The organism is Streptomyces sp. IMTB 2501, assembly GCF_001953885.1.
GTDB lineage: Bacteria > Actinomycetota > Actinomycetes > Streptomycetales > Streptomycetaceae > Streptomyces.
This window is the reverse complement of record NZ_MQUS01000017.1, coordinates 98,585-111,018: the sequence shown is the minus strand read 5'-3', so window position 1 is coordinate 111,018 and position 12,434 is coordinate 98,585. Positions and strand designations below refer to the sequence as shown.

Sequence of the window (12,434 nt, the reverse complement as noted above, 5' to 3'; positions counted from 1 at the left end):
ATGGCGCGCGGGGTGCTGTCCTTCCCGCTGACCGCGTTCCATGACGACGGCTCCCTCGATCCCGACGGCTTCCGCGCCCATGTCGCAGGCAGGCTCGCCGCCGGGCCCGGCGCCGTCTTCCCCGCCTGCGGCACCGGGGAGTTCTTCTCGCTGGACGAGGAGGAGTACCGGACCGTCGTCCGCATCGCCGTCGCGGAGGCGGCCGGAAAGGTGCCGGTCGTGGCCGGGACCGGGTACGGCTGGGCCCAGGCCGCCCGGTTCGCGCGGATCGCCGAGGAGGCCGGCGCCGACGCCCTGCTGGTGCTGCCGCACTACCTGGTCGACGCCCCGCAGGACGGCCTCGCCGCCCAGCTGGAGCGGCTCGCCGAACGCACCCGGCTGCCGCTGATCGCCTACCAGCGCGGCCAAGTCGCCTATACGGTGGGCGTGTTGCGGCGTATCGCCCGTATCCCGAACGTCATCGGCGTCAAGGACGGCCACTGTGACCTCGACCGGCTCCAGCGCCTCACCCTCGCCGCCCCCGACGGCTTCCTCTTCTTCAACGGCGCCGCCACCGCCGAGATCCAGGCCCGCGCCTACGCCGCCGTCGGCGTCCCCGCCTACTCCTCCGCCGTGCACGCCTTCGCCCCGGAGATCGCCGGCGCATTCTTCGCCGCGCTCCGGGACAGGCAGGAGGGTACGGCCGACAAGCTGCTGCGGGAGTTCTACGTCCCGTTCGTCGAACTGCGCGACCGCGCGCCCGGATACGCCGTGTCCCTGGTCAAGGCGGCGGCCCGGCTGCGCGGACAGCGCGTCGGACCCGTGCGCGCCCCGCTCACCGACCCCGCGCCCGCCGACCTCGCCGACCTCAAGGCCCTGCTCACCGCCGGACTCGACCTCGTAGGAGCCTCCCTGTGACCCGTGACCTGACCATCGCCGAGGTACGCCTGACGCCGATCCTGGTCGCCGACCCGCCGCTGCTCAACACCCAGGGCGTGCACCAGCCGTACACCCCCCGGCTGATCGTGGAGATCGTCACGGCCGACGGGATCACCGGGCTCGGCGAGACCTACGGCGACACCAAGTACCTGGAACTGGCCCGCCCGCTCGCCGCGCGGCTCACCGGACGGTCGGTCATGGACGTGAACGCGCTGTTCGCGATCGACCTCGGCGTCGACGACTCGCGGGTCGACGGCGAAGTGGACGCCGGCGGGCTGCGCGGGGTGCAGAGCGCCGACAAGCTGCGGCTGTCGGTGCTGTCCGCCTTCGAGGTCGCCTGCCTGGACGCCCAGGGCAAGGCGCTCGGACTGCCGGTGCACGCGCTGCTCGGCGGCAAGCTGAGGGACGCCGTCGAGTACAGCGCCTACCTGTTCTACAAGCCGGCCGCGCACCCGGCGGGCGTGCCGGCCGAGCCCGACGACTGGGGTGCCGCGCTCGATCCGGCCGGCGTCGTGGCACAGGCGCGGGAGCTGCGGCGGCGGCACGGGTTCGGATCGTTCAAGCTCAAGGGCGGTGTCTTCCCGCCCGACGAGGAGATCGCCGCCGTACGGGCCCTCGCCGAGGCCTTCCCCGGGCACCCGCTGCGTCTCGACCCCAACGGCGCCTGGTCGGTGGAGACGTCCCTGAAGGTGGCGAAGGAACTCGGCGACGTCCTGGAGTACCTGGAGGACCCGACGCTCGGGACGCCCGCGATGGCCGAGGTGGCCGCGGGGACCGATGTGCCGCTCGCCACCAACATGTGCGTGACCACCTTCGGGGAGATCAAGGATGCGTTCACCCGCGACGCCGTGCAGGTCGTGCTCTCCGACCACCACTACTGGGGCGGGCTGCGCAACACCCGCGAACTCGCCGCGATCTGCGCCGCGTTCGGGGTCGGGATCTCGATGCACTCCAACACCCACCTCGGGATCAGCCTCGCCGCGATGACCCAGGTCGCGGCCACCGTCCCCGGACTGCATCACGCGTGCGACTCCCACTACCCCTGGCAGTCCGAGGACGTCCTCACCGAACGGCCCGGCTTCACCGACGGGAGGGTCGTGGTGCCGGACGCCCCCGGTCTCGGTGTCGAGCTGGACCGGGACGAACTGGCCCGGCTGCACCGGCGGTGGGCCGAGGACGACGGCTCGCTGCGGGACCGCGACGACGCTGCGGCGATGCGGGTGGCCGAACCGGGCTGGCGGCAACCGGTGATGCCCCGCTGGTAAGCAGCTGTTAACCCGCTGCACGGCGCGCTGAGTGGTGCACACTGGCCAGATCCGCACCACGCCAGGGAGCGCACCGTGACCCCGTCGCACACGATCACCGGAGAGGAACCGGAACACCTCACCCAGGCCGCGCCCTGCCGGGCCCAGGTCGATCCGCTCGCGGCGCTGCGCGAGCCGGGCGACCCGCCCTGGGACGTCTGTCTGACGGGCACGGTCTTCCTCGACATCATCTTCACCGGCCTGGACTCGGCGCCCGTACGCGGCACCGAGTCCTGGGCCCGGGGCATGGGCTCCAGCCCCGGCGGGGTCGCCAACATGGCCACGGCCCTGGCCCGGCTCGGGCTGAAGACCTCCCTCGCGGCGGCCTTCGGGGACGACCACTACGGCGAGTACTGCTGGGACGCGCTCGAACAGGGCGAGGGCATCGATCTGTCGGCGTCACGGACCGTGCCCGGCTGGCACTCACCGGTGACCGTGTCCATGGCGTACGAGGGCGAGCGGACGATGGTGTCGCACGGGCACGAGCCGCCGCCTCAGGCCGCGTTCCTCCAGGAGCGGGCCCGGGACCGCGTGCCCCGCGCGCGGGCGGCCGTGGCCTCGCTGACGCCGGGCATGCGCGCGCCGTGGATCGCTGCCGCCGCGCGCGAGGGCACCCGGATCTTCGCCGACGTCGGCTGGGACGACACCGGGGCGTGGGATCTCGCCGGGCTGGCCGATCTGGAGCACTGCGAGGCGTTTCTGCCGAACGCGGAGGAGGCGAAGCGGTACACCGGGGCGGACTGTCCGCGGATCGCCGCGCATGCCTTGACCGATCATGTGCCGGTGGCCGTGGTGACGCTGGGGTCCGAGGGGGCGTACGCGGTGGACCGGCGTACCGGGGAGGCGGCGGAGGTGCCGGCGATCGCCGTGGAGGCGCTGGATCCGACGGGGGCGGGGGACGTGTTCGTCGCCGGGTTCGTGACCGGGTCCCTGGCGGGGTGGCCGCTGGCGGACCGGCTGGCCTTCGCCGGGCTCACGGCGGCCCTGTCGGTGCAGGAGTTCGGGGGGTCGCTGTCGGCGCCCGGGTGGTCGGAGATCGGGGCGTGGTGGCGGCGCGTGCAGGCCCTGCCGGGGCAGGATCCGGCGGCGCTGCACAGGTATGAGTTCCTTGAGGGGCTGGTGCCGGAGGAACTGGATCGGCCGTGGCCGTTGCGGCGAGCGGTACCGACGATCGGTTTCCGCCGCTCCAGCTGACGTAGCCAGAGGAAAAACCGACCGTCGAAAAGGCCTACGGGCTTGTCTGTGCACCGTCGTACCCTGGAGTCGCGAGGCCGTCCTCAGCCAGGCGGCCGTGACGAGGAGGAAGCGCAGGCCTTCAGCGCCGGCCCATGACACAGACACCCACAGCTCACACCACCCCCGCGCAGGAGCAGGCGAGAGCGCAGTTCACCGTCCCCGCCCAGCACCCCATGGTGACCGTGCTGGGTTCCGGCGACTCCCTCCTGCGTGTGATCGAGAGGGCCTTCCCGGCGGCCGACATCCACGTCCGGGGCAATGAGATCAGCGCGATCGGTGACCCCAGCGATGTCGCCCTCATTTCGCGCGTGTTCGACGAGATGATGCTGGTGCTCCGCACCGGGCAGCCGATGACGGAGGACGCAGTGGAACGCTCGATCGCCATGCTCAAGGCGAGCGACAACGGGACGAGCGACGGCCCGGAGACCCCGGCACAGGTGCTGACGCAGAACATCCTGTCCTCGCGGGGCCGCACCATCCGCCCGAAGACCCTCAACCAGAAGCGGTACGTCGACGCGATCGACAAACACACCATCGTGTTCGGCATCGGCCCCGCCGGTACCGGCAAGACCTACCTGGCCATGGCCAAGGCCGTTCAGGCCCTGCAGTCCAAGCAGGTCAACCGGATCATCCTGACCCGCCCCGCGGTGGAGGCCGGTGAGCGGCTCGGCTTTCTGCCCGGCACGCTCTACGAGAAGATCGACCCCTACCTGCGCCCGCTGTACGACGCGCTGCACGACATGCTCGACCCGGACTCCATCCCACGGCTGATGGCCGCCGGGACGATCGAGGTCGCGCCGCTCGCCTACATGCGTGGCCGTACGCTCAACGACGCCTTCATCATCCTGGACGAGGCCCAGAACACGAGCCCCGAGCAGATGAAGATGTTCCTCACCCGCCTCGGCTTCGACTCGAAGATCGTCATCACCGGTGACGTGACCCAGGTCGACCTGCCGAACGGCACCAAGTCCGGTCTGCGGCAGGTGCAGGAGATCCTGGAGGGTGTGGAGGACGTCCACTTCTCCCGGCTGTCGTCCCACGATGTCGTACGGCACAAGCTGGTGGGCCGTATCGTCGACGCGTACGAGATGTACGACAGCAAGCACGGCACCGAGAACGGCACCCACAAGGGCGGCCGTGGCAAGTCCGGCGCCAAGGGCTCCAAGGGGAAGTAGACCAGCACGGCCATGTCGATCGACGTCAACAACGAATCCGGCACCGAGGTAGACGAGCAGGCGATCCTGGACATCGCCCGCTACGCGCTCGCGCGGATGCGCATCCACCCGCTCTCCGAGCTCTCGGTGATCGTCGTGGACGCCGACGCCATGGAGCAGCTGCACATCCAGTGGATGGACCTGCCCGGGCCGACCGATGTCATGTCGTTCCCGATGGATGAGCTGCGGCCGCCGTCGAAGGACGACGACGAGCCGCCGCAGGGGCTGCTCGGCGACATCGTGCTCTGCCCGGAGGTCGCCGCCAAGCAGGGGACGGAAGCCCCGACGCAGCACTCCATGGACGAGGAGCTTCAGCTGCTCACCGTCCATGGCGTGCTGCACCTGCTCGGGTACGACCACGAGGAGCCCGACGAGAAGGCCGAGATGTTCGGGCTCCAGGCCGCCATCGTCGACGGGTGGCGGGCCGAGCGCGGGCTGACCGGGCCGTCGCCGGCGCCGACCGTCTCATAAGCGGATCGGTTCTTCCATGTCTCCGCAGATCGTGGTCGGCGCGATCGCGCTGGTCGTCGTCGCCTGGCTCGCCGCCTGCGCGGAGGCGGGCATCGCGCGCGTCTCCAGCTTCCGCGCCGAGGAGGCCGTCAAGTCGGGCCGGCGCGGCAGCGCGAAACTCGCCCAGGTCGCCGCCGACCCCACCCGCTATCTCAATGTGGCCCTGCTGGTCCGCGTCGCCTGCGAGATGGCGGCCGCGGCCCTGGTGACGTACGCCTGTCTGCAGGAGTTCACCGCCACCTGGGAGGCCCTGCTGGTCGCCATCGGGGTCATGGTGCTCGTGTCGTACGTCGCCGTCGGGGTCTCCCCGCGCACCATCGGCCGCCAGCACCCGCTGAACACGGCGACGGTGGCGGCGTACGTCCTGCTGCCGCTCGCCCGTGTGATGGGCCCGATCCCGTCGCTCCTCATCCTCATCGGTAACGCGCTCACGCCCGGCAAGGGCTTCCGGCGTGGCCCGTTCGCCTCCGAGGCCGAGCTGCGCGCGCTGGTCGACCTCGCCGAGAAGGAGTCGCTGATCGAGGATGAGGAGCGCCGCATGGTGCACTCCGTCTTCGAGCTGGGCGACACGCTCGTGCGCGAGGTCATGGTCCCCCGCACCGACCTGATCGTCATCGAGCGGTACAAGACCATCCGCCAGGCCCTCACGCTCGCCCTGCGCTCCGGGTTCTCCCGGATCCCGGTCACCGGTGAGAGCGAGGACGACATCGTCGGGATCGTGTATCTGAAGGACCTGGTCCGCAAGACACACATCAGCCGGGACGCCGAGAGCGACCTGGTCTCCACGGCCATGCGGCCGGCCGTCTTCGTGCCGGACACCAAGAACGCCGGTGACCTGCTGCGCGAGATGCAGAAGGAACGCAATCACGTCGCCGTCGTCATCGACGAGTACGGCGGCACGGCCGGCATCGTCACCATCGAGGACATCCTGGAGGAGATCGTCGGCGAGATCACCGACGAGTACGACCGGGAACTCCCGCCCGTGGAGGATCTCGGTGACGACCGCTACAGGGTCACCGCCCGTCTCGACATCACCGACCTCGGCGAGCTGTACGGCCTGGAGGAGTACGACGACGAGGACGTGGAGACCGTCGGCGGACTGCTCGCCAAGGCCCTCGGCCGCGTGCCCATCGCGGGCGCGTCCGCCGAGGTCGAACTGCCCGACGAACGCCGGCTGAAGCTCACGGCGGAGGCCGCGACCGGACGCCGGAACAAGATCGTCACGGTCCTGGTGGAACCCGCCGAGGAGGAGAAACCCGAGTGACACCTCAGGAGTTGCGCGCTTTCTGCCTGTCCTTCAACGCGGCCGAGGAGGACTTCCCGTTCAACCCGGAGACCTCGGTCTTCAAGGTGCTGGGCAAGATGTTCGCCCTGAGCAGGCTGGACGGGGAGCCCCTGACGATCAACCTGAAGTGCGAGCCCGAGGACGCCGTCAGACTGCGGGGCGAGCACGAAGGGCTGATCGTCCCCGGATATCACATGAACAAGCGGCACTGGAACACCGTGACCGTCGACGGCGACCTGCCCGAACGGCTGCTGAAGGAGCTGATCGAGGACTCGTACGACCTCGTCGTCGCGGGACTGCCGAGAGCGGAGCGACTGCGGCTGGACCGGCCGTAGAGCCGCTGGACCGGCCTTGATCGCCTTGCCGGTCTCGATGCCGCGATCCGGGCCGTGGTGCCTCCCTGGGGCGGGGAGTTGGCGATCGATCTGCTGCCGTCGCTCGACTTCGAGGCGAGAGGGCGGGCCGAGCCGACCTGGGGCGTCGGCCACTCGGACATGTCGACGGTCATCACCCCGCTGACCCTGCGCACCGGGATCGCGGCCGTGCACGGCAACAACCTCATGGACACGCCGTACCTCGACACCTCGCGGTGCGCCGGGGACGAGTCGCTGCTCGTCCATGCCGAGGCCTGCGAGGACAAGGCGTTCACCATCTGCCGCCACCTGCACGGCATGCGGCTCGCCGGGTTCTTCGACCGGGCCGCCGCCGTCCTCGTCGGCCGGACCCACCCCGACAGCCGTACCCTCACCCAGTACGAGGCCGTCCTCGACGCGCTCGGCCCGCTCGGGGTGCCGATCGCCGCCGATGTCGAGTGCGGGCATGTCGCGCCCTTCCTTCCGCTGGTCAACGGCGCGCGCGGCCGTGTGGTGCACACGGCCGCGCGGAGCGAGATCGTTCAGACCCTGGGCTGACCCGTGTGCCGGCCGCTGCTCCGACCCTGGCGCAGGCCAAGGCCGACCAGGACGGCCGCGGCCAGGACGATCGCCGCGTCCAGGGCGAGGACCGTGTGGACGCCGCTCAGCAGGTCGTGCGACGTGGTGGCCAGCACGCCCAGCAGCGGGATACCGACCGTGATGCCGACCTGCTGGGTGGAGGTCACCAGACCGGTGGCCAGGCCCTGCTCCTCGTCCGGGACGCCGGAGGTGACGGTCAGGCCGTACGAGATGATCGCGCCCAGGTGGAACATGCTCGCCAGGGACACGGCCGCCGTGGCGAGCCAGACCGACCAGCCGTGGGAGTCCAGCAGGAGCAGGACCGCGATCAGCGCGCCCTGGCCGGCCAGCGAGCCGACCAGGGTGCGGCGGGCACCGAAGCGGCCGATCACCCTCGGGGCGAGCGAGCCGGCGATCGCCGACAGCACGCCCTGGACGCCGAAGACCAGACCCGTCTCGAACGCCGACAGCCGCAGGATCTCCTGGAGGTACAGGGTCAGGACGAAGATCACCGTCGACATCATCGAGAAGGTGACCAGACCGCCCACATTGCCCCAGGCCACCGTGCGGCGGCGCAGCATGGGCAGCGAGACCAGGGGAGCGGCCGTACGGGACTCGACGACCGTGAACACGGCCAGCAGAAGCAGACCGGCGACCAGGGTGACGAGGACGTCCGCGCGGCCGAAGCCGTGGTCGGCGGCCGTGGACAGGGCGTAGATCAGGGAGAGCAGACCCGCGGTGACGGTGATCGCGCCGGGCACGTCGAGGCGCGGGCGGTCCGGGGTGCGGGACTCCGGCAGCAGACCGGGGGCGAGGGGGAGCACGATCAGCGCGGACACGGTGAGCAGGGCCATCGTGGAGCGCCAGCCGAGCGTGTCGGTGAGCATGCCGCCCGCGACCATGCCGACCGTGTAGCCCAGCGACATCACCGTGCCGGCGATGCCGAGGGCGCGATCGCGGGCCGGGCCCTCCGGGAAGGTGGTGGTGAGCAGGGACATGGCCGTCGGCACGATCGCCGCCGCGCCCAGGCCCTGCAGCGCCCGCCCGGCCAGGAAGGACGCCGGGTCCCAGGCCAGGGTCGCCAGCAGCGAGGCCGCGCCGAACAGGGCCAGGCCGGTCAGGAACAGCTTCCGGCGGCCGTACAGGTCGCCGATGCGGCCGAAGAGCAGCAGGAAGCCGCCGGAGGGCAGCGCGAACGCGGTGACCGCCCACTGCAGGGCGGAGCGGCTCATGCCGAGGTCGGTGCCGAGTTCGGGCAGGGCCACGTTCAGCACGGAGAAGTCCAGCGCGACCATGAACTGGGCCGCGCACAGCACGAACAGGACCAGCTTGTCACGCGTCGACAACCGGGGGCTGTCGAGCGGTACGCCCGTGGAGCGGGTGGTCGGAGTGGTGGTGTCGATCGCCATGTCCTGAGCTTCGGGCGTGCGGAATACCGGTGGGGAGTCGGAACTTATGGTGGTGGTGGGACCACCAGACACGACGGGGGAGGAGCGGCTACGTGCCTGCAGCGGGGGCGATGAAGAGTGAACGGCGCAACGAGCTGCGCGAGTTCCTGATGAGCCGGCGGGCCCGGGTCAGCCCGGAGGAGGCCGGACTGCCCGTGGGCGGCGGCCGGCGCCGTACGCCCGGACTGCGCCGGGAGGAGGTCGCGGTGCTCGCCGGGGTGGGCGCCTCCTGGTACCAGTGGCTGGAGCAGGGGCGGGAGATCTCCGTCTCGCCGTCGGTGCTCGACGCCGTCGGCCGGGTGCTGCGGCTGAGCGACGCCGAGCGCCGGCACCTGTATCTGCTGGCCGGGATGAACCCGCCGGCGCCCGAAGTGGCGCCGGAGAAGCGGGACATGTGTGACGGGCTGCGGCGGCTGATCGACACCTGGATGCCGTATCCGGCGCACATCATGGACCTGTACTACAACTGCGTGATGTACAACGACGCGGCCGCGATCGTGCTCGGCATGCGGCCGGACGTCACGCAGAACTGCCTGATCGACTTCTTCGTCGATCCGCTGTACCGGGCGCGCAGCCACAGCTGGGAGCGGAACGCGCGTACGGTCGTGGCGCAGTTCCGGGCCGCGTGTGCGGCGCGGCCGGACGACGAGGGGTTCCGGGAGGTCCTCGCCGAGGTGTCCGAGCGCAGCCCCGAGTTCCTTCAGCTGTGGGCGGAGCGGGACATCGAGGACCAGGGGCAGGTGCGCAAGGAACTGGACCATCCGCTGGCCGGACTGCTGGTCGTGGAGTCGACGGTACTGAAGGTCCCGGTCCGCCCCGATCTGATGATCGTGCTGCACACCCCCCTGGACGAGGCGAACACCGCGGAAAAGCTGGAATGGCTGGCTTCCCCGGAGGGCCGCCGGGGCGCGATGTACCCCGTGGCGGGGTGAACGGGGCCGGGCTTCGTATGCTCTGGGCATGACCGAGAGCAACGCGCTTGATCCCGAGGACCGCAAGATCGTGACTCTGGCCCGTTCCGCGCGGGCCCGTAACGGCGTGCCGGAGGGTGCGGCCGTACGGGACGAGACCGGGCGGACGTATGTCGCCGGGTCGGTGGAGCTGGCCTCGCTGCGGCTGAGCGCGCTGCGTACGGCCGTGGCCATGGCCGTGGCGTCGGGGGCGAAGTCCTTGGAGGCGGCGGCGGTGGTGAGCGAGGCGGAGTCCGTGCCGGCCGAGGATCTGGCCGCCGTTTCCGACCTCGGGGGTGCGGGGACGCCGGTGCTGCTCGCCGGGCTGGACGGGGCTGTGCGGCTGACCGTCTCCGCCGGCTGAGCCGTGCGCGTGGGCCGGTATCCCGTTGAGCAGGTACCGGCCGAACGGCAGGTCGGCTGGAATTCAACCTTGTTGAGTCCTTGCTCCTGCGCATCAATAAAGCCGTAAGTTCCGACGGGTCGTCAGATCCGCACCGCCGACGCGGCGTCCGCACTCGCCTGCTCGGGCCTCTTCACCCGTCGGCGTCCCCCCACACGGCACTCCCCACAGGGAAGGGAAGCGGATCTCCATGAGAGGCAAGCGCACGGCAACGGGTGCGGCACTGGCCGCCGGGGCCCTCGCGGTCACCGGACTCGCCTTCGCACCCACCGCGGCCGCCGTCACCCCACAGTCGGCGACCATCTCCGCGAGCTGCGGCGTCTTCGGCGGTGGTACGGCCACGCTCACCGCCACCCAGAGCGGCACCTCGGCCGCCATCACCCTCAGCTCCTCCGCGATCAGCGCGCCGGTCGCGGTCGCCCAGGACTCCATCTCCTCCACCCTCACCATGGCCAAGGCCGGTGGCGGCTCGGTCGTCTTCAGCGGGACGAAGAACCCCGCCATGAAGGCCGGCGACCCGGTCAGCGTCGGCCCGCTCCCCGGTACCGTCGCCTCCGGTGACAGCCTCGACGCGGGCGGCGGCTCGCTGAAGATGGTGATCTTCGGGGTCACCGTGACGTGCACGGCCAACGGGCCGCAGGCGCCCGGCCCCTTCGTCTTCGACTGAGCGATCTGTTCCGGTTCCGGACGGAAGTCCCCTGGATGCCGCAGAAACTGATGATCCGTCAGATTTCTGCGGCATCTCCATTGACTTCTCACCCCCGCTCCACATCAATGCCCCCTGTCGGCGCAGATGAGCCGCTGCGCCCACAACCCTCAGGAGGGGGCCCCATGGGTTCGACACCCCCAAGATCACGAAGATCCCGGCGGTGGCGCTGGAGCTCACTGTTCGGGGCGACCGCGCTCGCGGTCACCGCGGGCGGCGCGCTGGCCTTCCCGGCCGGTGCCGCCGGTACGAACGTGAACTTCGCCACGCACTGCATCCCGCCCGCCGTGGCGGGCATCCCGCCGATCGACGGCACCACGACCGCCAACGTGTCGGTGGACAACACCACCCCGAAGGTCGGCGACACCGTCACCGTGACCTACACCGTGGTCACCGCCGCCGCCAGCAATCCCACCGATCTCGCCCTGCCGGCCGACATCATGACCCCGACCGGGAAGGTCACCCTCGGGGGTGCCCAGTCGGGGGACGTGACCGTCGCGGGGCCCAAGAAGAATCCGCCGGTGCCGGGGAAGGCCGCCTTCCCGTCCTTCTCGATGACCGGCACGTTCACCGTCACCAAGCCCGGCCAGATCACCCTCTCGCCCGGCGACTACAACATCCACACCAGCTACATCCTGGAGCTGGACACCCCCTGTACGGTCACCACCCCGCCCGCCCCGGTGTCGGAGACCGTCACGGCGAGCGCTGGAACTCCGGCCAACACCCGGGCCATCTCACTGAGTTCGGCCTCCGGTGATCCGGGTGCGAGTGTCGCCGTCAGCGGTACGAACTTCACGCCGGGTGCCACCGTCACGCTGGCCGGACGGGCCGGGGGCAACCAGACCGCGGACACCGCCACGGTGACCGCCGACGCGCAGGGGGCCTTCAGCGGCTCTCTGGTCGTCAAGGACAAGACGACCACCGGGATCGTGGCCTACGAGGGCGGCTCCTGGAGTGCGGACAACGGGGCCGGGCCCGCGGCCTACGTCGTCAACGACAACTCGCCCGTTCCACCGGGCAGTCAGAAGCTGACGACCACCGTCAGGGCGGGCACGCTGTCCATGTCCCAGGCCGGGGACTCCGTCGCGCTGTCGGCGGTCGACTTCGGCAAGGGCGGGGCCTCCACCGGCGCGCTGCAGACCGTCACCGTCAAGGACTTCCGTGGCGGACCGGCCGGCTGGTCGCTCACCGGCAAGGTCACCGACCTCACCGGTCCCGGAGCCAAGATCGACGCGGGCAGGCTCAGCTGGACCCCCGCCTGCGCGACCAAGCCCGGCAGCCCCAGCACCTGCAAGGCCGGCTCGGCGGGCTCCCTGGGTGCCTCGGGAGCGACCCTCGCACAGACCGCCGACGGCACGCTCACCGGCGGTGAGTTCACCGTGGACGCCGGACTCTCCCTGGACGTACCGGCGTTCACACCTCCGGGCGCGTACTCCGGCGTGCTCACGCTGACGCTCACCTGAGCGCAGGGGCGTCCGCACCCGCCCGTTGTCCCGTTCTACGTCATGTCTCCCGTCCGTGGGGGTCC

12 protein-coding genes and 1 pseudogene are annotated in these 12,434 nt (G+C 70.9%); 12 read left to right on the top strand and 1 reads right to left on the bottom strand.

Translation table 11 applies throughout. The annotated features are described in order from the left end of the window. The 8 genes and pseudogenes from AV521_RS27410 to AV521_RS27375 all read left to right on the top strand — a co-directional run. Window positions 1–897 (top strand): 5-dehydro-4-deoxyglucarate dehydratase, encoded by an 897-nt coding sequence (locus tag AV521_RS27410; RefSeq protein ID WP_079249425.1) that lies wholly within the window; start codon window positions 1–3, stop codon window positions 895–897. After that, on the top strand, window positions 894–2,183 hold the full coding sequence (locus tag AV521_RS27405) for a glucarate dehydratase family protein (protein ID WP_076091719.1): 1,290 nt from the start codon (window positions 894–896) through the stop codon (window positions 2,181–2,183). Before AV521_RS27410 ends, AV521_RS27405 begins: the two co-directional genes overlap by 4 nt. Before the next feature lie 75 nt (window positions 2,184–2,258). Beyond that, window positions 2,259–3,416, top strand: coding sequence for a carbohydrate kinase family protein (locus AV521_RS27400; RefSeq protein ID WP_076091717.1), 1,158 nt, complete (start codon window positions 2,259–2,261; stop codon window positions 3,414–3,416). A gap of 134 nt (window positions 3,417–3,550) precedes the next feature. Beyond that, a complete protein-coding gene (locus tag AV521_RS27395; RefSeq protein ID WP_076091715.1) occupies window positions 3,551–4,633 on the top strand; it encodes a PhoH family protein in 1,083 nt (360 codons plus the stop codon). Between the two features lie 12 nt (window positions 4,634–4,645). Further along, a complete protein-coding gene (gene ybeY, locus AV521_RS27390) occupies window positions 4,646–5,143 on the top strand; it encodes an rRNA maturation RNase YbeY (RefSeq protein WP_076091713.1) in 498 nt (165 codons plus the stop codon). Between the two features lie 16 nt (window positions 5,144–5,159). Continuing rightward, a complete protein-coding gene (locus tag AV521_RS27385) occupies window positions 5,160–6,446 on the top strand; it encodes a hemolysin family protein (protein WP_076091711.1) in 1,287 nt (428 codons plus the stop codon). Next, complete coding sequence (locus AV521_RS27380; protein WP_076091709.1) at window positions 6,443–6,802, top strand: MmcQ/YjbR family DNA-binding protein; 360 nt, start codon at window positions 6,443–6,445, stop codon at window positions 6,800–6,802. Before AV521_RS27385 ends, AV521_RS27380 begins: the two co-directional genes overlap by 4 nt. Window positions 6,803–6,838: 36 nt before the next feature. Next, window positions 6,839–7,378 (top strand): annotated as a pseudogene (locus AV521_RS27375) (LD-carboxypeptidase); the annotation flags it as partial. Here AV521_RS27375 and AV521_RS27370 read toward each other — a convergent pair. Continuing rightward, a complete protein-coding gene (locus AV521_RS27370) occupies window positions 7,363–8,808 on the bottom strand; it encodes an MFS transporter (RefSeq protein ID WP_076091705.1) in 1,446 nt (481 codons plus the stop codon). The pseudogene AV521_RS27375 and the gene AV521_RS27370 overlap by 16 nt on opposite strands. 110 nt (window positions 8,809–8,918) lie before the next feature. On the opposite strand from AV521_RS27370, the gene AV521_RS27365 reads away from it, so the two are divergent. From AV521_RS27365 to AV521_RS27350, 4 genes are all read left to right on the top strand, one after another. Then, on the top strand, window positions 8,919–9,779 hold the full coding sequence (locus tag AV521_RS27365; protein WP_076091703.1) for a helix-turn-helix transcriptional regulator: 861 nt from the start codon (window positions 8,919–8,921) through the stop codon (window positions 9,777–9,779). A gap of 28 nt (window positions 9,780–9,807) precedes the next feature. After that, complete coding sequence (locus AV521_RS27360; RefSeq protein WP_076091701.1) at window positions 9,808–10,161, top strand: cytidine deaminase; 354 nt, start codon at window positions 9,808–9,810, stop codon at window positions 10,159–10,161. A 229-nt stretch (window positions 10,162–10,390) separates the two neighbouring features. Continuing rightward, on the top strand, window positions 10,391–10,867 hold the full coding sequence (locus tag AV521_RS27355) for a hypothetical protein (RefSeq protein ID WP_076091699.1): 477 nt from the start codon (window positions 10,391–10,393) through the stop codon (window positions 10,865–10,867). A gap of 164 nt (window positions 10,868–11,031) precedes the next feature. Beyond that, window positions 11,032–12,369 carry a beta-xylosidase gene (locus AV521_RS27350; protein ID WP_076091697.1) on the top strand — a complete coding sequence of 446 codons (1,338 nt, stop codon included), beginning with the start codon at window positions 11,032–11,034 and terminating at the stop codon, window positions 12,367–12,369. Window positions 12,370–12,434: the final 65 nt, after the last annotated feature.

Excerpts from the sequence above, each read along its gene's own strand:
- AV521_RS27360 (WP_076091701.1), top strand. The coding sequence starts at position 9,808 with ATGACCGAGAGCAACGCGCTTGATCCCGAGGACCGCAAGATCGTGACT.
- AV521_RS27365 (WP_076091703.1), top strand. The coding sequence starts at position 8,919 with ATGAAGAGTGAACGGCGCAACGAGCTGCGCGAGTTCCTGATGAGCCGG.
- ybeY (WP_076091713.1), top strand. The coding sequence starts at position 4,646 with ATGTCGATCGACGTCAACAACGAATCCGGCACCGAGGTAGACGAGCAG.
- AV521_RS27385 (WP_076091711.1), top strand. The coding sequence starts at position 5,160 with ATGTCTCCGCAGATCGTGGTCGGCGCGATCGCGCTGGTCGTCGTCGCC.
- AV521_RS27355 (WP_076091699.1), top strand. The coding sequence starts at position 10,391 with ATGAGAGGCAAGCGCACGGCAACGGGTGCGGCACTGGCCGCCGGGGCC.
- AV521_RS27395 (WP_076091715.1), top strand. The coding sequence starts at position 3,551 with ATGACACAGACACCCACAGCTCACACCACCCCCGCGCAGGAGCAGGCG.
- AV521_RS27370 (WP_076091705.1), bottom strand. The coding sequence starts at position 8,808 with ATGGCGATCGACACCACCACTCCGACCACCCGCTCCACGGGCGTACCG.
- AV521_RS27350 (WP_076091697.1), top strand. The coding sequence starts at position 11,032 with ATGGGTTCGACACCCCCAAGATCACGAAGATCCCGGCGGTGGCGCTGG.
- AV521_RS27410 (WP_079249425.1), top strand. The coding sequence starts at position 1 with ATGGCGCGCGGGGTGCTGTCCTTCCCGCTGACCGCGTTCCATGACGAC.